The sequence below is a fragment of the Virgibacillus profundi genome (genome assembly GCF_002287375.1).
GTDB lineage: Bacteria > Bacillota > Bacilli > Bacillales > Amphibacillaceae > Virgibacillus_K > Virgibacillus_K profundi.
Genome location: NZ_NPOA01000009.1, coordinates 74955 through 95367, shown reverse-complemented (window position 1 = coordinate 95367; position 20413 = coordinate 74955). Strand labels below are relative to the sequence as shown.

General features: G+C 36.0%; 21 protein-coding genes. 5 read left to right on the top strand and 16 right to left on the bottom strand.

The annotated features are described in order from the left end of the window. Positions 1 to 137: 137 nt before the first annotated feature. The 8 genes from dnaK to gpr all read right to left on the bottom strand — a co-directional run bounded on the left by dnaK (position 138) and on the right by gpr (position 9812). The gene (gene dnaK / locus CIL05_RS13650) at positions 138 to 1973 is read right to left on the bottom strand and encodes a molecular chaperone DnaK (protein ID WP_095656107.1); all 1836 of its coding nucleotides are present in this window, start codon (positions 1971 to 1973) and stop codon (positions 138 to 140) included. A gap of 31 nt (positions 1974 to 2004) precedes the next feature. Then, complete coding sequence (grpE, locus tag CIL05_RS13645; RefSeq protein WP_095656106.1) at positions 2005 to 2583, bottom strand: nucleotide exchange factor GrpE; 579 nt, start codon at positions 2581 to 2583, stop codon at positions 2005 to 2007. Positions 2584 to 2711: 128 nt separating this feature from the next. Then, complete coding sequence (gene hrcA, locus CIL05_RS13640) at positions 2712 to 3743, bottom strand: heat-inducible transcriptional repressor HrcA (RefSeq protein ID WP_095656105.1); 1032 nt, start codon at positions 3741 to 3743, stop codon at positions 2712 to 2714. A 77-nt stretch (positions 3744 to 3820) separates the two neighbouring features. Beyond that, the gene (hemW, locus tag CIL05_RS13635; protein WP_095656104.1) at positions 3821 to 5002 is read right to left on the bottom strand and encodes a radical SAM family heme chaperone HemW; all 1182 of its coding nucleotides are present in this window, start codon (positions 5000 to 5002) and stop codon (positions 3821 to 3823) included. Between the two features lie 89 nt (positions 5003 to 5091). After that, a complete protein-coding gene (gene lepA, locus CIL05_RS13630; RefSeq protein WP_095656103.1) occupies positions 5092 to 6900 on the bottom strand; it encodes a translation elongation factor 4 in 1809 nt (602 codons plus the stop codon). Between the two features lie 167 nt (positions 6901 to 7067). Then, on the bottom strand, positions 7068 to 7409 hold the full coding sequence (locus CIL05_RS13625) for a hypothetical protein (RefSeq protein ID WP_095656102.1): 342 nt from the start codon (positions 7407 to 7409) through the stop codon (positions 7068 to 7070). 15 nt (positions 7410 to 7424) lie between these two features. Then, complete coding sequence (spoIIP, locus tag CIL05_RS13620) at positions 7425 to 8597, bottom strand: stage II sporulation protein P (protein ID WP_095656101.1); 1173 nt, start codon at positions 8595 to 8597, stop codon at positions 7425 to 7427. Between the two features lie 111 nt (positions 8598 to 8708). Beyond that, positions 8709 to 9812 carry a GPR endopeptidase gene (gene gpr / locus CIL05_RS13615; RefSeq protein ID WP_095656100.1) on the bottom strand — a complete coding sequence of 368 codons (1104 nt, stop codon included), beginning with the start codon at positions 9810 to 9812 and terminating at the stop codon, positions 8709 to 8711. Positions 9813 to 10206: 394 nt separating this feature from the next. Between gpr and rpsT the strand changes: the two genes are divergently transcribed. Then, entirely contained in the window at positions 10207 to 10473 is a 267-nt protein-coding gene (gene rpsT / locus CIL05_RS13610) for a 30S ribosomal protein S20 (RefSeq protein WP_095656099.1), read from the top strand. 45 nt (positions 10474 to 10518) lie between these two features. On the opposite strand, the gene holA is transcribed toward rpsT, so the two are convergent. Next, entirely contained in the window at positions 10519 to 11532 is a 1014-nt protein-coding gene (gene holA, locus CIL05_RS13605; RefSeq protein WP_095656098.1) for a DNA polymerase III subunit delta, read from the bottom strand. Between the two features lie 303 nt (positions 11533 to 11835). On the opposite strand from holA, the gene CIL05_RS13600 reads away from it, so the two are divergent. From CIL05_RS13600 to CIL05_RS13585, 4 genes are all read left to right on the top strand, one after another. Next, on the top strand, positions 11836 to 11970 hold the full coding sequence (locus CIL05_RS13600) for a YqzM family protein (RefSeq protein WP_095656097.1): 135 nt from the start codon (positions 11836 to 11838) through the stop codon (positions 11968 to 11970). Between the two features lie 251 nt (positions 11971 to 12221). Beyond that, positions 12222 to 12758 carry a ribonuclease H-like YkuK family protein gene (locus CIL05_RS13595; protein ID WP_095656096.1) on the top strand — a complete coding sequence of 179 codons (537 nt, stop codon included), beginning with the start codon at positions 12222 to 12224 and terminating at the stop codon, positions 12756 to 12758. A gap of 110 nt (positions 12759 to 12868) precedes the next feature. Then, a complete protein-coding gene (locus CIL05_RS13590) occupies positions 12869 to 13288 on the top strand; it encodes a hypothetical protein (protein ID WP_095656095.1) in 420 nt (139 codons plus the stop codon). A gap of 314 nt (positions 13289 to 13602) precedes the next feature. Then, positions 13603 to 14271, top strand: a complete 669-nt coding sequence (locus CIL05_RS13585) for an RluA family pseudouridine synthase (RefSeq protein ID WP_095656094.1) — start codon at positions 13603 to 13605, stop codon at positions 14269 to 14271. A gap of 154 nt (positions 14272 to 14425) precedes the next feature. Here the strand turns inward: CIL05_RS13585 and CIL05_RS13580 are convergent, their stop codons facing one another. The 7 genes from CIL05_RS13580 to CIL05_RS13550 form a co-directional block, all read right to left on the bottom strand. Next, a complete protein-coding gene (locus CIL05_RS13580) occupies positions 14426 to 14890 on the bottom strand; it encodes a GNAT family N-acetyltransferase (protein WP_240510196.1) in 465 nt (154 codons plus the stop codon). Beyond that, positions 14844 to 15041: a hypothetical protein gene (locus CIL05_RS13575; protein ID WP_095656092.1), complete on the bottom strand. Its 198-nt coding sequence runs from the start codon at positions 15039 to 15041 to the stop codon at positions 14844 to 14846. Before CIL05_RS13575 ends, CIL05_RS13580 begins: the two co-directional genes overlap by 47 nt. After that, positions 15035 to 15469 carry a YecA family protein gene (locus CIL05_RS13570; RefSeq protein ID WP_165769130.1) on the bottom strand — a complete coding sequence of 145 codons (435 nt, stop codon included), beginning with the start codon at positions 15467 to 15469 and terminating at the stop codon, positions 15035 to 15037. The genes CIL05_RS13575 and CIL05_RS13570 overlap by 7 nt, the downstream gene beginning before the upstream one ends. Positions 15470 to 16009: 540 nt before the next feature. Then, entirely contained in the window at positions 16010 to 18295 is a 2286-nt protein-coding gene (locus CIL05_RS13565) for a DNA internalization-related competence protein ComEC/Rec2 (RefSeq protein WP_095656090.1), read from the bottom strand. 16 nt (positions 18296 to 18311) lie between these two features. Then, positions 18312 to 18878, bottom strand: coding sequence for a ComE operon protein 2 (locus tag CIL05_RS13560; protein ID WP_095656089.1), 567 nt, complete (start codon positions 18876 to 18878; stop codon positions 18312 to 18314). 68 nt (positions 18879 to 18946) lie between these two features. Next, positions 18947 to 19543, bottom strand: a complete 597-nt coding sequence (locus CIL05_RS13555; protein WP_095656088.1) for a helix-hairpin-helix domain-containing protein — start codon at positions 19541 to 19543, stop codon at positions 18947 to 18949. A gap of 116 nt (positions 19544 to 19659) precedes the next feature. Then, positions 19660 to 20412 (bottom strand): class I SAM-dependent DNA methyltransferase, encoded by a 753-nt coding sequence (locus tag CIL05_RS13550; protein WP_095656087.1) that lies wholly within the window; start codon positions 20410 to 20412, stop codon positions 19660 to 19662. Position 20413 lies beyond the last annotated feature (1 nt).

Below are 20413 nucleotides of genomic sequence, written 5' to 3'. Positions count from 1 at the left end.
TCACTCTCCCGATCCACTACTTGAATACGTTTTATCTTATCATCATAACAGCCACAGTGGCAAATGTTCGTTAATCTCTATCCGAAAAAAAAGCCAAAGCCAAGGGGTTCCTGACTTTGACTAATGGTTTTAATCTATTATTTTTTATCTTCTTCTTCGTCATCTACTTCTTTATAATCTGCATCAACAACATCGTCCCCAGCTTGTTCTTCTTCATTTCCCTGTTCAGCTTGGGCTTCCTGTTGCATTTGTTCATACATTTTAACAGACAACTGTTGTACCTGTTCTTCCAATGCTTCTTTCTTTTCTTTAATTTGATCCAGGTCATCTGATTCGATTGCAGTTTTTAATTCTTCTTTAGCTGCTTCTGCTTTTTCTTTTTCTTCATCAGAGACTTTCTCACCCAGATCTTTAATTGTTTTATCTGTAGTGAAAATCAGCTGATCTGCTTCATTGCGAAGTTCAACTTCTTCACGACGTTTTTTATCGTCTTCTGCATTTTCTTCAGCTTCTTTTACCATACGATCCACCTCGTCATCGGAAAGACCTGAAGATGATTTAATTGTAATGGATTGTTCTTTATTTGTACCCATATCTTTTGCACGCACATTTACAATACCATTTGCATCAATATCAAATGATACTTCAATTTGTGGTATACCTCTAGGTGCTGGTGGAATATCTGCTAATTGAAAACGGCCTAGCGTTTTATTATCTGCTGCCATTTCACGTTCCCCTTGAAGTACATGAATGTCCACAGCTGTTTGATTATCTGCAGCTGTTGAGAATACCTGTGAATGACTAGTCGGAATCGTAGTGTTACGTTCAATTAACTTAGTGGAAACAGATCCCATTGTTTCAATACCCAATGAAAGTGGCGTAACGTCTAATAACACAACGTCTTTTACATCACCTTGAAGTACTCCACCTTGAATTGCTGCACCTAATGCAACAACTTCGTCAGGGTTAACACCTTTGGAAGGATCCTGACCTGTCTCACGTTTAATTGCTTCCTGAACAGCCGGAATACGTGTTGATCCCCCAACCAGAATTACTTTATCAATTTCATTTGTTGATAGTTCAGCATCTGACAATGCTTTACGGGTTGGGATCATTGTACGTTCAACCAATTCTGAAGATAATTCTTCAAACTTCGCACGGGTTAAATTCATTTCCATATGCAATGGTCCAGCTTCACCTGCTGTAATAAATGGTAAGGAAATTTGTGTTTGGGATACACCAGAAAGATCTTTTTTTGCTTTTTCTGCAGCATCTTTTAGTCGTTGTGTCGCCATTTTATCTTTGGATAAGTCTATGCCATTTTCTTTTTTGAATTCTTTAACCATATAGTCAATAACAACTTCATCAAAGTCATCTCCACCAAGGCGATTATCACCAGCAGTTGAAATAACTTCAAATGTTCCGTCACCAATATCCAGAATAGATACATCAAATGTACCGCCACCAAGGTCAAATACAAGAATAGTTTGATCCTGGTCATCTTTATCGATACCGTATGCCAGTGCAGCAGCTGTTGGTTCGTTAATAATACGTTCAACTTCAAGTCCAGCTATTTTACCAGCATCTTTTGTAGCCTGACGCTCTGAATCGTTGAAATAAGCAGGAACTGTAATAACAGCTTTTTCTACTTTTTCACCAATATAATCTTCAGCATAGGATTTGATATGCTGCAGGATAATTGCTGAAACTTCCTGTGGCGTATACTCTGTATCCTCAATTTTAACTTTATAATCTGTTCCCATATGACGTTTAACGGATTGAATTGTATTTGGGTTCGTAATCGCTTGACGCTTTGCTACTTCCCCTACTTGTCTTTCACCGTTTTTAAATGCTACAACAGATGGTGTCGTGCGGTTACCTTCAGGGTTAGGGATAACAACCGCTTCCCCACCTTCCATTACCGATACACAAGAGTTTGTTGTTCCTAAGTCAATTCCAATAATTTTACTCATTAATCCTTTTCCTCCTTAACTACTTACACATTTATTTATTTACTTTAACCATTGCTGGTCGAATAACACGGTCTTTCAGCATATACCCTTTTTGTAATTCTTCTACAACAATATTTGAGTCCATTTCCCCATCTTCAACTTGCATTACTGCATGATGCAGATTTGGATCAAACTCTTTGCCTTCTGATTCTATTACTTCAACGTCCTGAGATTTCAATGCATCCTGCAGTTGACGGTATACCATAGTAATACCTTCAATCAGGCTTGACGTTGCTTCAGTTACTTCAACCTGCAATGCTCTTTCAAAATTATCAATTGCTGGTAAGAGTTCATTTACGAGATCCTGGGATTTATATTTACGATCCGCATCCTTCTCTTTTTGCGAACGCTTTTTAAAATTATCAAATTCTGCTTGCAGGCGAAGCAGTCGCTGAGACATCTCATCTTTTTCCTGTTGCAGGGATTGATAATCCTTTTGAAGTGTTTCAGGCTCACTATCTTCGGAAACATTCGTTTCATTTTCTTCTGAATCAATCACTTCAATAACTTCAGATTCATCATTGGATTTCGATTCTTCTTCAGTAAACATATCTTTCTCTTGTTTTTCCATTTTGTGCCACCTCCGTTATCATACCAAATTAGACTTTTGTCTCGAATAGCAATCGTAATAAACTGCATTCCAAAGGTGTGGTAAGAGATGATCCTACCACACTCACATCTGTTATAAATTACTTATTTCTATTCATTATTTTTGTACCATAAATATAGAGCATCTGTCATTTCATTAGATAAACCTTTTAATAATGAGATAACTTTTCTATACTCCATTCTCGTTGGACCAAGTAGTGCAATTGTGCCCATTTGACCTTCACCTAAATGATAAGATGCAGTAATTAAACTGAAATCCTTAATTGCCTCTACTTCATTTTCATGGCCAATCGTTACTTTTATGCCACTCTCGGAACCTTTTAACAGGTTCGCTATTTCGTCTTCTCTCTCCATCATGGAATAAAATGAACGGATCTTATCGACATCATTGAACTCCGGCTGCATTAGTATATTTGATTTACCGCCAATATACAGCTTCACAGGATTTTCATTAAAAAATACTGCTTTTAAGTAATCATAGGATTTTTCAAAATCATTGATATATCTTTTCATTAATGCAGCAATTTCAGTTCTAAACATCTCAGGCAGCCGCACAATCGGGACACCATTTAACCGTTCATTTAAAATGTTCACCATTTTCTCCAGATCTGACGGCTTGATATCAGGAGGAATAGAAAACGAGCGATGTTCAACATGTCCGGTATTTGTAACCAAAATGGCAACAGCTGTATGATCTGATAATGTTATAAGCTGTATTTGCTTCAATTTGGTTTCATATAATTCCGGTCCCAGAATGATGGAAGTATAATTTGTCAGTTTTGACAACACTTCAGCTGACATTTGAACAACCTGTTCAAACTCAAAAAAACCATCCTGGATAATGTTCTTAATAATATTTACATCTTTTTTTAATGTAATTGGTGCAATTAAATGATCGACATAATATCGATAGCCCTTTTCAGAAGGAATCCGTCCTGAAGATGAATGTGTTTTCTCTAAGAAACCCATATCTTCAAGGTCTGCCATTTCATTTCTGATTGTAGCAGCACTATATGGAACATTACCATTTTTTGAAATAGCACGAGAGCCAACAGGATGGGCTGTTTCGATGAAATCATCAATAATGACCTGCAAAATTAATAATTGCCTTTCTGTTAACATGATGTTCACCTCTGTTAGCACTCAACAGTTGCGAGTGCTAATGCTATTATATAAATTATCAAATCCTATTTTTTTTGTCAATAAACTTGTACTAAATCGGGATACTTTTCTTGAAAATCGTCATCTAACAGGAATTTTTCAAATACCCGATTTGCTAGTAACATCCCCTGATTTGTTAAACGAAGATCTTTCTGAGTATCAATCAGCAGACCTGTTCTTACAAAGTCTTTTATGGGTTGTTTGTACAGTTCATTCAGTGAAAATCCAAACTTCTTCTTAAAATCAGATTTATTAATTCCTTTAACCATACGCATTCCTAAAAACATTTCTTCCTCAATCTGTTCTTTCATGCCAACCTTTTCTACTTGTAGAATAGGTTTACCGTCATTCAAAGCCTGTTTAATATAAGCTGGTAATGGGCGAATATTGCCAATGCGTTTTCCTGGTAGATAGCCATGTGCACCTGCTCCAAACCCGTAATAATATTCATTGCTCCAATATGTTCGGTTATGCTTGCTCTCATAGCCTGGTTTTGCAAAATTACTAATTTCATACTGGTCAACCTTGGCTCTTTTCATTGTTTCTTTTAAAATCTCATACATTTGAACCTCTTCCTCCTCGGCAGGTCGAGGCAATACTCCCTTTTTATGCCGCTGAAAAAATACAGTTTTAGGCTCTATTTGCAATGCATAGGTTGAGTAATGCGGAAGATCAAAAGTCATCGCTTCATTTAGCGACTTTTGAAATTGTTCAACTGTCTGATTTGGCAATGCATAGATTAAATCAAGGCTTATATTTGTAAATCCATACTGCTGCAGTTGATCGACAGTTTTATATACGTCACTGACTTTATGCAATCTTCCTAAATCCTTGAGCATTTGGTCATCCATAACCTGAACACCAAATGATATCCTGCTAACCCCAAATGCTTTCAGAAGGTTAATTTTATCTTTCCCTAGATCACCTGGGTTTACTTCTATAGTAAATTCCTCACATTTTGCAATATCAAACTTCTTATTAATTATTTCCAATAAAGACCTGAGTTGCTCTATGTTTAATGCAGTTGGTGTACCTCCACCAATATAGATTGTTTTCATTTGGTTTTTGGATCCTGGGATATTCATTTTCATTTCATTTGCTAAAGCTTCAATGTATTGTGTTGCTAATTTTTCATTATAAAAAAACTTCACAAAATCACAGTAATGACAGATTTGCTGACAAAACGGTATGTGAATATATACAGATTGCACCAAGTTCATTCACCCCTTATAGAATGCCGAAGAATAAGAAAAGGGGAGAACTATTCAGCATGATCGCATTTAAGTACCCCCTAAAGTCATGTTCTTATTTAATCTTCATCCATTTCTAATATAGCCATGAACGCTTCCTGTGGTACTTCTACAGAACCAACCATTTTCATGCGCTTTTTTCCTTCTTTTTGTTTTTCCAGCAATTTACGTTTACGTGAAATGTCTCCACCGTATAGTTTGGCAGTAACATCTTTTCGAACTGCCTTTATCGTTGATCTTGAAACAATTTTGTTTCCAATCGCAGCTTGAACCGGTACTTCAAATTGTTGTTTTGGAATTAACTTTTTTAGTTTTCCAACAATCTGCTTTCCACGCTCATACGCAAAATCCTGATGAACAATAAAGGACAATGCATCGATCGTCTCTGCATTAAGCAATATATCCATTTTCACAAGATTTGATGGTCTATAGCCAATTATTTCATAATCAAATGAAGCATAGCCTTTGGTTTGTGATTTCAATTGATCAAAAAAGTCGTAAACAATTTCAGATAATGGGATATTATAAATAACATTTACACGGATATCATCCAAATATTCCATGTCAATAAATTGTCCGCGTTTCTTTTGTGAGATTTCCATAACTGCACCAACATAGTCATTCGGCACCATGATGGTCGCTTTAACATAAGGTTCTTTTATTTCACTGATTTTTTGTGGATCAGGCATAGTCGAAGGATTATCAATCGTTAATATTTCTCCGTCCGTCTGTTCCACTTCATAAATTACACTCGGAGCAGTAGTAATCAAATCAATGTTAAATTCACGTTCAATCCGTTCTTGAATAATTTCCATATGCAATAATCCCAGAAAACCACAGCGGAAACCGAAACCTAATGCTTGTGATGTTTCCGGTTCATACTGCAAGGAAGAATCATTTAATTCCAATCGCTCCAGTGCTTCTCTTAAATCATTGTAACTATTGGAATCAATTGGGTACAAACCACAGAACACCATTGGATTTAAACGTCGATAACCCGGGAGAGCTTCTGCTGCAGGTCGACCTGAATGTGTGACTGTATCCCCTACTTCCGTGTCCCCTACATTTTTAATGGAAGCAGTCAAATAGCCAACGTCTCCGACAGTAAGCTCTTCTTTTCCAACAGGTTTTGGTGTAAAGACACCCACTTCATTAACTTCAAATTCTTTCCCTGTTGCCATCATTTTAATTTTATCGCCAACCTTGAGGGATCCCTCCTTAATACAAACATAAGCAATAACGCCACGATACGAATCATATAGGGAATCAAAAATAAGCGCTTTTAATGGCTCATCTGCATTACCCTCAGGTTCAGGAATCACTTCAGTTATACGTTCCAGAATTTCTTCAATCCCAATATTTGACTTTGCAGAGGCTAAAATTACATCATCCCCGTCAATACCAATAACATCTTCCAATTCTTTCTTAACACGTTCAGGATCCGCACTTGGTAGGTCAATTTTATTAATAACAGGAATGATTTCCAATTCATTATCCATTGCAAGATAAACATTTGCTAAGGTCTGTGCTTCAATTCCCTGTGCTGCATCAACTACTAAAATTGCACCCTCGCAAGCTGCAAGGCTTCGTGATACTTCGTATGTAAAATCAACATGGCCCGGTGTGTCGATTAAATGAAAAGTAAACTCCTCGCCACTTTTACTCGTATAAAAAAGCTGAACTGCATTCAGTTTAATTGTAATACCACGTTCACGTTCCAAATCCATTGCATCCAGAAATTGTTCTTTCATTTCACGCTGTGTCAATGCTTTGGTATTTTCTAAAATCCGGTCAGCCAATGTAGACTTTCCATGATCGATATGAGCAATAATCGAAAAGTTACGTACATTCCTTTGTTTTTTCACCATAAATGATGTTCACTCCTACATGTCTTTTACCTCATATGGATAAAAGCTTCAAATTTCACCTGTAATAACTAGGATGATTATAGCAATAGAACGGGGGATATTCAATAAATAAACAAAAAGGACCCTAATTTTATTATGAATTAGGATCCTATAATTTCATATTCCTTTTAGAAAAATAATTGTGAAATCTGATGGAGAATTTGTACAACTACTTCATAAAACCCTTTTACACCTGCCTCTAAAAATGAAGCGGTTTTTTCTGTAATATGAATGGGTTGATCATCTAATTCCGGTTTATTCGAATTAACTATAACTTCTTCTGCCTGTACTGGCTCACCATCTACTTCGACTATTTCTATTTGTTTCTCTTCATTTTTCACACTATCGACTGACTCTATAGTCTCTACTGAATCATCTGTCGCTGTATTATTTTCCTTGTCCATTCCATACAGCATTCCGGTTAAAAAAAAGAGGGCGAATAATAGTAAAACAATAAAAGAGCGAACCATGTCACATACCTCCCACTATGGATTAGCATCTACTTTCTCTGCATCCCAATACAATTCGCTAAATACATCTGCAAAAGCATCGGCTGACCGATACAGCTCTTCTAGGTTGTTTTCTACCCCGCCAAATTCAAGCACGAGTGAATTTTCGGACAAATCCTGATTATAGACACCATCCATTCCTGGACCTTGTTTAGGATAAACACCTCTGCTTAAACCAGGATATTTTTCTTGCATCAAGTCATGTAATTCTGATGCTAACTTCAAATTCTTTTCATGCTCTGGATGCTCAAGACCTACTACAATCATAATTTTGGCATAGGATTCACCATTAATTTCTTTTGTTGTATGTTCTCTGGATACCGAATCACGATGTAAATCAAATACAAATTGAATATTTTTATTTGCGTTAAATGCTTCTTTTACCACGTCTCTTGAAGCTTTATATGCCTGCCCAAAAAGCCAGCCTTTTTCGTTAAGTATGTTCATAACATCTGTGTCATCAACATTTGTTCCAATCCCGTTTGCCTCCAAGGATTTTTCAAGCCGATCACTTACATTGGTTATATTAACTTCCTTATGATGTGCTGAATTAGGATCTGATACACCAGGTAAATGTGGCAAAAATGATTCCCGATTATGTGTATTGTATATAAAAACTACATCCCGTTCTCCAGTCGTTTGTGCAATCTCCAGATTTTCCTCCCCGACCGTCTCCTCCTTGTCAGGCTCTTCCTTTACAACTGCTTCTCTCTCCTTTAAAACTTCTTCCAATGGCGGGGAAGATTCAAATGGCAGGTTCGTGTAGTTTGTCCCTTCACCAGCAATTAGAATACGGCTGTCAAAAATAGAAAAACCAGGTAATTCATTTCCTAACAAACTTCTGGGATCATTCGGTTTTATACTTGTCGCTATTTGAAATAGGGTATTGGACAAATCCGGTAAAGCATTATCTTCCGGATAAGCATATTCAAATGCTTTGTTTTCCATGCCTAGTAAATATAAAAATATAGAGCTGTCTATATCACTGGTCCACGCTGCAATCGTATCCGAGGAAAAACGATATGCAGGTTTTATCGTTGTTAGTATTCCAATCAACAAAAATAAAATAATCATACTAATAATATAAATCGCACTTTTTTTATAGAACGGCCCTATTCGCTTTTTTCCCTGCATATTCCTTAGCAGCATTGTTCCACCCTTCCTGAAGTCATGTCTTATTAGTTAAAATCTATGTCATAACTTCAGGAACTAGAACAAAATCTTATTTTTAAAAAATAATTGGTAGAGATTTAAAAGACTCTACCTTGTGTAGGATGCTAAATTATCTACATCAACGTTTTCATGCAGTGCAGCATTTACTCCATTTGCGATGACATTTGCCATGTCTATCATGAATCCATCAACTTCTTTTGGTGTTACCATTAAATTATGGCCAATTGGTGTTAATACTTCGGAAATTAACTGTCTTTTTTCGTTCTCTGATAGATTTCCAACTATTCCAAGAAATGTATTTCTTTTTTCCTCATCCGGCAAATCAGCCTCCGAGAAATTTTTATCCCCAAATGATAAACTAGCCGGTGCCAACGATTTGGAAGGATCATCCTTCTCGCTCATTTCACGGCCAAAATGCTTTAAAAGAAAATCGATTGTATCACTGGTAATGGTTACTGCATCGACTACGGTTGGAACTCCTATAGCCATTACCGGCACCCCTAGCGTATCCTGACTCAATTCCTTCCGTTTGTTTCCTACACCTGAACCTGGGTGGATTCCAGAATCAGATAGTTGTATGGTTTCATTTATACGTTCAATTGATCTAGAGGCAAGTGCATCAATTGCAATTACGAAATCAGGCTGGAATTTTTCTACGATACCAAATATAATATCACTTGTTTCCATTCCTGTTACCCCCATTACACCAGGGGTTACAGCTGCTACGGGGCGATATCCTTCAGAAACTGATTCATGTTCCAGTTTAAATAGATGACTCGTAACAAGAACTTTCTCAGCAGCCATTGGCCCTAGCGCATCAGGAGTAACATTCCAATTTCCAAGCCCGACAATTAACCCTGTTCCATCTGTCGGAACATTATTTTTAACTATTAACTGCTCTAATTCCTTCGCTAATATCTTGGCTGCCGCTTCCTGTCTGGCGGTATCCTGTTTTTTTACACCATCAGCATAGATCGTAACGTATGAACCCACTTTTTTTCCTAATAATTTTGCCCCTTCTTCATCGATATCCACATAAGATATTTTTATATTATCTTCATTACGTTCTTTTATTGTGACACCCTTTATTTCTTTTTTCTCTTCTTTTTTTTCTTCCGTCTCTACATACATATCCCGTGCCTCTATTGCTAAATCCGTTCTAACTTGATACACTTTTTCCATATCTTCCATTATTTATCATCCTTTCAGGCTATCCTTAGTAATGCGATCTTTAAGTGAATGTTCAAAAAGTCCGGTAAAGATGACACATCGAACTTCTTCGTTGGCTTGCTTTTCCGCTCCTCACGTATTAATTGCATACGTTCCGGTGCTCAAAGCTGCGCCGCCTCGAATTTCTCGGTCCTTTTTATCCTCCTTTTGAACACGATCTTTAATAATAGAATTTACAAATGAACCAAAAACATACAAAAACGGCTATTTAGTAATAAATCATTGAAAACAAGTCGTTCCTTTGGTAAAATGTCTCTTGTCCACTATCTAAGTGCAAACAGGCAAAAACACCTGCTTAAAATGAGGATAATCAATTTCTATTTACCATTTTTTAACTAATATAGGAGGTGAAATAATGGCTAATATCAAATCTGCAATTAAACGTGTAGAAACAAATAATAATAAACGCGCTAACAACCAGTCTCAAAAATCAGATATGCGTACACATATTAAACGTGTTGAAAAACTAGTTGAAGCAAATGACGCTGAAAATGCTAAAGCCGCTTTGCAAACAACTATGAAGCATATTGACAAAGCTGTTCAAAAAGGAATCATTCACAAAAACAATGGAGATCGTCAAAAATCTCATCTTGCTAAAAAAGTAAATAATCTTGGTGCATAATAATAAAAGCCACTAAAAAAGCGATCCCTTAAAGGAATCGCTTTTTTACTGTATTAAATCATATAATAATAATTCAAATGCTAATCCTTTTTCCATCCCGCCCTGTTTCATCGTTGTATCAGCATTGGCTAATTTATCAATAATATCCTGCAATTTATTTACTGTAAACTGTTTTTCCCGATTTAGAGCTATCTTAATAACATAGGGATGTGCCCCAATCTGTTTTTGCATTTGCGACTGAGTGTACCCCTTTAATTTTAAAATCTTTACCCGTAGTATTGTACGAAATTGAAATGCAAGCAAACCAATTAATGCTATCGGCTCTTCTTTCATTTTCTCGAGATCTTTGTATATGGAAATCGCTCTATGTAAGTTACGATCAATCACTGCATCTACAAGTCGTAATGATGAACTATTTGATGTACGTGCAATTAAATCCTCAGCAATCTCTTTTGTAATTACTCCGCTCTCACCTGCATACATAGCCATCTTTGTTAGCTCGTTTTCTAGAAGCTTTAGATTTGTGGAGAGTTCAGTTTCGAAAATCTCAAAAGCTTCATCGGCTATTGTAATGTTTAACTGATCTGCCAGGTTTTTGATCCACTTTGATAATTCGTAATCTTTAATAGGATGACAAAGTGCAACGACAGCATTCTTTTTTAACAGCTTACTTATTTTTTTCCGTTCATCAATTTTCTCATATGGTGCAATTATAACAAGTACAGCGTAATCAACAGGTGATTCTAAATAAAGCTGTAAGGAATCCAAATCATGTTCAAAAGGCACTTTTTCCGGTTTGGCTTTCAGGAAACCCGGATTATCAGCAATGATTAACTTTTTCCCACCAAAAAAAGGGTAAGTTTCAACATCTGTAACAACTTCCTGAATCGGAGTCTCATTTAGATCATAAACAGATAAATTATCGTAATCATCCATTAGTACTTCTTTTGTGATTTCATCCTTTAAATTTTGTATAAAGTAACTTTCAGTTCCATAAATAAAATATACTGGTGCAATTCGCTTTTTTTTAACTTGTTGCAATACTTCTAAATAACTCACGTCCAGCCCCCCACCACTTCTATATACCAATATTAAAACGTAAGTTCGGGAATAGCAAGGGAAATTGGAGGGAAACTAACGCATTATTTCCCTCCAGCATCTATATAAACGTTTAAGTTATAGCTCCGGAAACTATACATTAAACGAAATTTGTGTTACTTATAGATTAACCTGAGGTCGTAAAAGTATTGATGTTAAGTCTTGCTAAAAATGGATAAGAATAATATCTGTGACAAATTTTAAACATATGTAGATTTTTTTTAGAATCTAATTTATACTAATGATGACATAGGAGGGGTAAATGTGAACGAATTTGAAAAAGATCCGCAGGCAAAAAATAATGACGTAGTTGACTCTATTAAAGGCTTTAGTTTCTCACTCATTTTCTTTGTCTTAATTTTTGCTATAGGTGCTGCAATTAGCGTAATTGGTCAATAATACCCAAATTATAATTAAAAGTATAAAAAAGAGACTGTGTCACCCTACTGTGAGGTGACACAGTCTCTTTTTAATTTCAGCTAAATTTTATCCTGACATAAAATTAGCAAGAACATTGATTGTATTTCTTCTCTGACTTTTTATATGGGACGATGTTCTGAGTCCTTCTGTCCCGAGACAACCCACTTTTGAATAGTATAGAAACATAATTTCAATCTGCTACGCTAAAATTAGAAAGGATATGTTTTTACATGACGACTGATAATGGATTGTCTTTTTCATTTCAGAACCTAAGTCAAAGAAAAATGTCTTTTGAAGATGTGTTTCATCATATATCTCAATATATGATGAAGGATGAAACCGGCAATTATTGTTTGATGTTTGGAACAGACTCTCAGATCCATACCAATTACACATTATTTATCACGGGAATTGTAATCCAGCGAAAAAGTAAAGGTGCCTGGGCCTGTATAAGGAGAGTAATTATTCCCAGAAAGATGACAAACCTGCATGAACGTATATCTTTTGAAACGACTCTAACGGAAGAGGTTGTTTCGATGTTTACAGAGGAAAGAAAAAATCTATTAATTGATATTGTATTACCACATATTTATAAAGGTGCTTCTTTTACCATAGAAGGTCATATCGATATCGGTTCGGGCAAGAGAAATAAAACCCATATTTTTGTGAAGGAAATGGTTTCGAGAATGGAATCATTGGGTTTAGAGCCAAAAATTAAACCAGAGGCATTTGTTGCAAGCAGCTATGCCAATCGGTTTACAAAGTAGGGACCTTCCCAGTCTTCAATTTTTTCGCCATTGATAGCCCCATTTCTTTAACCAGTTTATTTTAAAATCTAAAGGGAAAATCAAAAATATATATGAAAGCAGGTGAGAAAATGAGGAGTTTTGGTAAACTGTTACTGACAGGCATTACCGCAGGGGCTATACTGGCAGTTTCTTTAAAAATCGTTCAGCTAATAACAGGAAATACAGCATCCATTTTACTGTATAATATGGATTATATTCCATTATTGAAAAAGTGGGATTCTGTTACTGGAGCTGGACTTCTATTTCATTTTGTCACCTGTATCGTCAGTGTCGTTGTTTTATACTATTTTTTAAAGCTATTCTCTTTAGAGCAAAAAGTACGTCTCTATGTAGTGATCTATACAATTGGTGGTGCCATTTTATTTTTCCTAAGCGCCTTATCCGAGACACCACCGGCTTATAGTGATATGGCAGCATGGATCTACTGGACAGCTGGCCATGCAGTGTTTGGAATTTTCGTTGGACTATTTATAAAGAAATGGCTGTAAAAGTGAGCATGATAATAGCACTCACGTCTTCTTTTTTTCATTACTTTACATTTTTCTAAATAGTTCCTTTTCGTTATGCCTACAAAAAACAATTGACATGCAGTCAACTCCATTTTTCTGCAGAAAATGTTTAAGCAAAAATATCAAGATATGCTAGAAAGAGAAATTGTTTGAAGTGAATTAGTAATAGCTACGGTTGAAAAATATGTTTATTTATGATTATCTAAGATAGGTATCATGAGACCAGGTTGGGAATTACCCCATAATCCCTGGATTGAAGAACCATCCGAGATTTGTGAAAGGAGTTTTTACATATGAATGTTCCGATTCTTTATGAGGACAACCATTTGCTTTTTGTAGAAAAGCCAGTGAATGTACCCGTTCAGGGTGATCGTACGAATGACCTGGATCTACTCTCTTACTTAAAAGAAGATTTGAAAATTCGCTATCAAAAACCCGGCAATGTTTATCTTGGACTTGTTCATCGATTGGACCGGCCGGTTGGAGGTGTTATGGTTTTTGCGAAAACATCAAAAGCAGCATCTCGGCTTTCAGATATTATCCGAAGAAATGCGATCAAAAAAAGATACCTAGCCGTTGTACGGGGCAACCCATCGAAGAATAGCGATAAATTAGAAGATTATCTGGTAAAGGATCGTCAGCGCAATATCGTTCATACTGCTAAGCCAAATAACAAAAATGCGAAGAAAGCAATATTAGAATATGAAGTAATTGGAAGTAAGAAAGGCTTAAGCCTGCTGTCAATCCGCCTCCATACCGGTAGATCACATCAGATACGTGTCCAGCTTTCTTCCAGAGGTTTTCCACTTTATGGTGATCAAAAGTATGGTATGGAAGTCAATCAACCAGGACAACAAATTGCGCTATGGTCAAACATGCTTGCTTTTGAGCATCCAACGACAAAAGAAGAAATAAATTTACAATCAAAACCACCAAACGAATATCCATGGAATCTTTGGTGAATTATAAGGGGTGAGGGAGGTTATGGTTATGTCCGATATCCTAACTCCCCTAAGGCCAACCTTTGGCAGCGCCACGCTCACACTGTTTTACCCGATTCTCCCTTGATTCTTAATTCTTTTAAAATTTAAAGCTATAGTTATGGTGACCCACTATTTATTTTATTTTTTTATACATCACGATATGTGGGCCAATCGGCGGATAATCAAAAACGTCCCCATATGTTTCGAAACCTAATTTTTTATAATATTCTTGTACCGAAGTTCTTCCTTTGCACCATAAAAGTACTGCTCCCTGTTCTTTTATGACATTCTCAGCGAAGTTTATCGCTGTCCTTCCAGCACCTAACTTCCGATATTCCTTCATAGTCGCCATCGCTCTTAAACGATATTGTAATTCAAACGGAAAATCAGGATTATTTTCGTGGTAAAAGGATGCAATACCTATCAGCTTATCCTGATAAAATGCGCCAACATGAAATGCATCGTGATCGTGATCAGCATCGTATATACATGCTTCAAATGGTTGGTGTGGACGCAGAATAGTATGTCTGAGATCATATGCCAATTCTGGTCTAATTTTTCGAACCTTTAACATGTTTTTCTTCATTTGACCATTCAACTCTATCTCCTCCTTCCTTTTTCTGAATAAATTCATCATCACCAAGGTCTTCCACCATCCGAATCAATTCTTCATTTACATCAAACACTTCAATCATTGATAATAAAAATTCATGCTGCTGTATAAATGGGATCACTATCCCAATTACCATATTGCCTTTTCTTTTGTAATTGAAAGAATCTCATAAACAGAAGGCGCCTGGACTGACCATGCTGCAAATGCTTTCCTTACTCTTTCGTGTCTGATTTTTTTCTGTTGTTTTTTATAAAATAGGTCAAATATCGTTTCACCATCCATGATTGGTTCATACAAGATAATCCAGGCAGTTAATCCCGCCATATAGGAGTTCATTCGTTCCTCATCATTCTGTAGTGATGGCTGGAGATATTGAGCGGTTACTTTTTCCATTTCAAACTGATATTCATCAATTGCAAAAGCGAAAAGTCCGGAATGAAGACGCTCTAATTCGGCATTATACAGTTCTGGACTGATTTCAACCACATTTGATGCACCATGGCATTTCTTATATTTTTTCCCACTTCCACATGGACAAGGATCATTTCTTCCTACTTTTTCCATAATCATTCTCCTCGTATAAGTATATTTTCTTTTTATTATGGGGGGAAATGTGTATTATTCAAACATAATATACATGAGGTTTATTTGTATATATCTCCTCTGCTACCGGCGTCTATAATAAATATGTACAGTTAGTTTTCGTTGACTTCATAAATTATTCTGAAATCTCCAACTCCCATTCGAATGGCACTGTCTACACCTTTTAGCTTACTGATGTCCTGAATCCCCCTTAATAAGGTTCTTCCGCTAAGATGAGCAGTGCCATTATTCTTTATTAATTAGTAATCTAGTAGTCAGGTGTTGCGCAATCACTTTTAGCTCTTAAATTAGCTCAAGTTGACTGACATGGGATCTTGGGTTGAGAGATGTAGCTGGAAGTTGAGAGAACTAGGTAGAAAGTTGAGAGATAAGACAACTAATTAGGTTTATCTCTCAACTATCACCTGCTGTGTCTCAACTTTAAGCAGTTATCTCTCAACTAACAGCATTATTCTCTAAACCAACTCAAAATAAAAAGTAAAAAACTAAACTACCACCACCTTACGGCAAAAATTTATAAAATGATCCATCACCATTCTTAAATCGAAATTGTACCGCACCATCCAAATCCGTTCGCAATACATGCACCTCCCCTGATTGAAGTGTTTCAATCACTACAGGGTTCGGATGACCATATGAATTTGTTTCTCCCACCGAAATTAATCCATAGGCTGGTTTAAGTTGATTTACAAATTTCCTGTCAGTAGAAGTATTGCTTCCATGATGAGCAACTTTGAGGATATCTACAGTTAAATTCGGATACGTCCTCAGTATTTCCTTTTCTTCATCTACTCCTATATCACCAGTAAACAACCAGTCTTTTCCTCCTAAATTCGTGTGTAGTACAAGTGAATTTTCATTTGCAGAGCCGTTATTTTTATATGGTGCCAATACATGAATAGATTGATCTCCAATCATTAAATTATCGTTTCTTTCCACTTGCAGTAATTCTATATCATTCTTTTTCCAGAATAGTTTCGTTTCATCTGACAGCTCATAGATATTACTCGTTACTATTTTCTCAATGTTCAATTCCTCTATCATATAAGATACACTGCCAACATGATCAATATCCTCATGTGTTAAAAACAATGCATCAACATGACTGATCCCTCTTGAATAGAGATATGGTTTAATAACCTGCTTGTACACATTATCAGTTGGCTCCATATCCTCAAAGGTAAACCTTGCCCCTGCATCAATAAATATTACGGCTTTACGATATGGCAGTTCCATTACAAAAGCATCTCCCTGCCCGATATCGAGCATGGTTATAGTCCCAACTGGAGATAAGTATGGGCGGATTGCAAAACACATGATTAACACAGTTATTCCAAAACCATATTTAAAGGCCTGTTTTAATTGTTCCTTTTGAAGTTTGTTCATAAATATAAAGAACAAAAAATAATACAATAGAGCAAGCAAGACTGGTAATGGACCAATAATCCAAGGAAAATTGAGTACCCTGTCAATCCATTCAACAAAGTAAAGAACTTGTTGATGGACTTGTATAAACACAGCATCAAAAACTGATGTTACTACAGAAAATGGAGAGAAAATCAATAACAAAAACATAAGCGGGATAACAATAAATGAAAAATATGGAACAATAATCACATTCAATAGGATAGATAGTGGCTGGAACGTAGAAAAATAAGCTAATTGTAGTGGCAAAATCATCATTTGCGCAACAAAGCTGATTTTTAAAACCTGGAGAAGTGAAGAACTTGATGTAAAAATCCACTTTTTTGACAGAATTATTCCAAACGTAACAATAAAAGATAACTGGAACCCGACATGATATACAATATATTTATCAAAAAAGATTAATAGGATGAATACAATACTTAAAATATCCGTTCCACTAAAGTTTAATTTGCTTTTGCTTAAAAGTATAAAAATTAATACCATTGTACTTGCCCGCCAAACAGATGGTTCTCCTCCCGCAATTAGTGCATAGACCGGAAGAAATAAGATCATTATCCATTCAGCTTTTTCTTTTGTAAATAAATTTAGTTTTATAAGCAAAAAGTAAATAAAAGCAACTACCAAACCAACATGTAAGCCTGAAATTGCCAATATATGTGATAAGCTCCATCTCTGAAATAATTCAACGGTCTCCTCATTTAAGAGAGAATCATTTCCGAGAACCAAAGCACTTAACCAGGCAGCAGTCTCCTTACTAACATTTTTCTCTACATGTTTCAGCAAAAACTTTCTTGTCATAAAAATTCTATTTAAAAATGAAGATCCCTCACATTGGACTTCTGCCAGTGAGTCAACAATTATCTGGTGGGTAATTCCTTTTGTTAATAAATAATTTCGATAATCAAATTGACCGGGGTTTCTACTGCGATCGGGAAGTTCTATTTTTCCATGAATGACACATGTTGCACCATGTTTTATATCAGGATGATTTTCTATGGGGTTATATTCTTCTTTATCAGGAAAGTAAAAGACAAGCAGTTTGGTTTCTGAAGAATTATCGTGTAGTATGAAGTCTATCTTTTCACTTGTGGCGTTTATATTTCCAATAATTCTTCCGGTCAGCTGGTTAGCTTCCGGTGGATAATTTTCAACGGCTTCATCATCAATGATGGGAATATAAGTAATAAAAAAGAGGGTAAAGGCTAAGGATAGTATGATAGTTACTTTCCCTAACCGTTCACTGTAATATAAATAAAATAACCATATAAGCAAAGAACCCAGTGCCCAATAGCTATTAAAATAGAGGCTTAAAAATCCAATTGCTACTGAAATTGCAGTAAAATGCCAATATCCTTTCACTGTATCATTCACCTATTTATTTTATTTTAAATAGCCCTTCTGCTTCATTTTTCAATAAGGCAAGTTCCTTTTCATCAGTTGAAACTGATTCCATTTTATCCAGCAGATTTTTCACAAAATCTGTTTTTTCTTGATAATTCTCGTCAATAGCTAAATAATTCAATTCCACTTTCTTTGTATTCACACCTGCTTCTTCAAATAATTGAACAGCATATTCATGATTTTTATAATCCTCTGCATAATATACTGTATTTATCCCACTTTGTATAAGCTGCTTACAGCACTGCAGGCAGGGAAAATGTGTAACATAAATGTCAGCATTTTCTGTCGGCACTCCAAATTTGGCACACTGCAGTAAAGCATTTGCTTCTGCGTGAACTGTACGGACACAATGCCCATCAATTACATAACACCCTTCATCAATACAATGAACACTGCCTGAAACACTCCCATTATAGCCACCTGCTATAATTCGTTTGTCACGTACGATTGTTGCACCAACCATAAGTCTCGTGCAAGTACTTCTCAATGCCAGTAAATGACTTTGCGCCATAAAATATTGGTCCCAAGATATTCTTTCCATCCTCTAATCCCCTTTTATAATTGTATAATCCCTAGTTTACATTTCCTGTTTATACTTCGTCAATGCACCTATGGAACCTGTATCTCACCTTTGAGCACCTCAAGTGTCTTCTCCCCAATACCGGATACCTCAAGCAAATCTTCCACAGTTCTAAATAATCCATGCTCCTCCCTGTATTGAAGAATCGCCTGTGCTTTAGATGGTCCTATACCTGTAATACTTTCTATTTCCTCTTGAGTTGCATAGTTGATTCTTACTTTTCCTGAGCTATTAGAGATGCCAACTGCTCCCTGCACTTCTTCTCCGGCGCCAGCTTTTGGTATAAAAATAATCATTTCATCCTGTACTTTTTGAGCAAGATTTACTTGCGATTGATCTGCATTTTCTGTAAACCCTCCAGCAATTTGGATCACATCATTTACCCTCACGTTCGGATCAACTTCAAATACACCTGGTTTAATTACTTCTCCCTTCACATCCACAATGACTTTCGTCTCATTTTGCAAAGTTTCATTTTGTTCACTTGTATCCGTCGCTGATACTTCAACAGAATTAAGCTCAGCATTGCCCTTTCCAATATCTTCATCTCTGGTAACATACAAAAAAATAACTATACAAACTCCAATCACCAAAAAAAATGAACTCTTTTTGAGTAAATCAATCAATGGGGAATCACATCCTCGTAAATTAGTAGGAAATACGGAGAAATTAGGGGGTTAACTTATATTTCGACATCAATCATTAAATTCCTTTAATAAAAATAAAGATCGGGAATTTTATATTATCCCGACCTTTTTTTTGCTATAAAGAAAATTCTTTCTGCCTGATCATGCAGACTTTCCTCTTTTGCCGAAAAATCTGCTACTACTTTTGGTTTTTCAAATCCTGCCTCTATTAATAACTGCTGATAAAAATCAATTGAATAAGTTCGCTGATGATGATATTCGTCAAATCTATTATAATTATTTCCTTCCAAGGAAAAAAATGTTAAATCATGGAATATTTCCCCAGGCTTTTCTCCTTCAATACAGAACCAAATATAGGATGCTTCTTCAGTAACATCTGCAAATGTCTGATTAATAAAATGATGCTGGACATGAAACATAGAATGAACATCAAAAAGAAATAATCCGCCTGTTTTTAAGGAATCGGCTATTCGTTTAAACACATTTCTCAATTCGTCTTCTGAAGTAATATAATTAATGACATCACAGAAGCTAACAACCGCATCAAAATCAGCAAGTCCCTGCAGTTCCCTTAAATCCTGTTGAAGCCATTGCACAGTTGTTTTTTGTTGATTAGCCTTATGTGCTGCATATGCGAGCATCTCTGTAGAGTAGTCGACACCAGTTACCTGATGGCCGGATTTAGCCAATTTTAATGTTATTTCTCCGGTGCCACATCCCAGATCAGCAATCCGCTCTATTCTTTCACCTGAATTTCGAAATACATCCAACGTGAAATTGATCCACTGGTCGTATGGGGCATCTTCCATTAATTTGTCATATAGGTATGCCATTTGCTTATAAGCCATG

What these genes read in the sequence shown, in the direction of transcription:
- dnaK (WP_095656107.1), bottom strand. Translation starts at nt 1,973, where the DNA reads ATGAGTAAAATTATTGGAATTGACTTAGGAACAACAAACTCTTGTGTA.
- grpE (WP_095656106.1), bottom strand. Translation starts at nt 2,583, where the DNA reads ATGGAAAAACAAGAGAAAGATATGTTTACTGAAGAAGAATCGAAATCC.
- hrcA (WP_095656105.1), bottom strand. Translation starts at nt 3,743, where the DNA reads ATGTTAACAGAAAGGCAATTATTAATTTTGCAGGTCATTATTGATGAT.
- hemW (WP_095656104.1), bottom strand. Translation starts at nt 5,002, where the DNA reads ATGAACTTGGTGCAATCTGTATATATTCACATACCGTTTTGTCAGCAA.
- lepA (WP_095656103.1), bottom strand. Translation starts at nt 6,900, where the DNA reads ATGGTGAAAAAACAAAGGAATGTACGTAACTTTTCGATTATTGCTCAT.
- CIL05_RS13625 (WP_095656102.1), bottom strand. Translation starts at nt 7,409, where the DNA reads ATGGTTCGCTCTTTTATTGTTTTACTATTATTCGCCCTCTTTTTTTTA.
- spoIIP (WP_095656101.1), bottom strand. Translation starts at nt 8,597, where the DNA reads ATGCTGCTAAGGAATATGCAGGGAAAAAAGCGAATAGGGCCGTTCTAT.
- gpr (WP_095656100.1), bottom strand. Translation starts at nt 9,812, where the DNA reads ATGGAAGATATGGAAAAAGTGTATCAAGTTAGAACGGATTTAGCAATA.
- rpsT (WP_095656099.1), top strand. Translation starts at nt 10,207, where the DNA reads ATGGCTAATATCAAATCTGCAATTAAACGTGTAGAAACAAATAATAAT.
- CIL05_RS13595 (WP_095656096.1), top strand. Translation starts at nt 12,222, where the DNA reads ATGACGACTGATAATGGATTGTCTTTTTCATTTCAGAACCTAAGTCAA.
- CIL05_RS13590 (WP_095656095.1), top strand. Translation starts at nt 12,869, where the DNA reads ATGAGGAGTTTTGGTAAACTGTTACTGACAGGCATTACCGCAGGGGCT.
- CIL05_RS13585 (WP_095656094.1), top strand. Translation starts at nt 13,603, where the DNA reads ATGAATGTTCCGATTCTTTATGAGGACAACCATTTGCTTTTTGTAGAA.
- CIL05_RS13575 (WP_095656092.1), bottom strand. Translation starts at nt 15,041, where the DNA reads ATGGTAATTGGGATAGTGATCCCATTTATACAGCAGCATGAATTTTTA.
- CIL05_RS13570 (WP_165769130.1), bottom strand. Translation starts at nt 15,469, where the DNA reads ATGGAAAAAGTAGGAAGAAATGATCCTTGTCCATGTGGAAGTGGGAAA.
- CIL05_RS13560 (WP_095656089.1), bottom strand. Translation starts at nt 18,878, where the DNA reads ATGGAAAGAATATCTTGGGACCAATATTTTATGGCGCAAAGTCATTTA.
- CIL05_RS13550 (WP_095656087.1), bottom strand. Translation starts at nt 20,412, where the DNA reads ATGGCTTATAAGCAAATGGCATACCTATATGACAAATTAATGGAAGAT.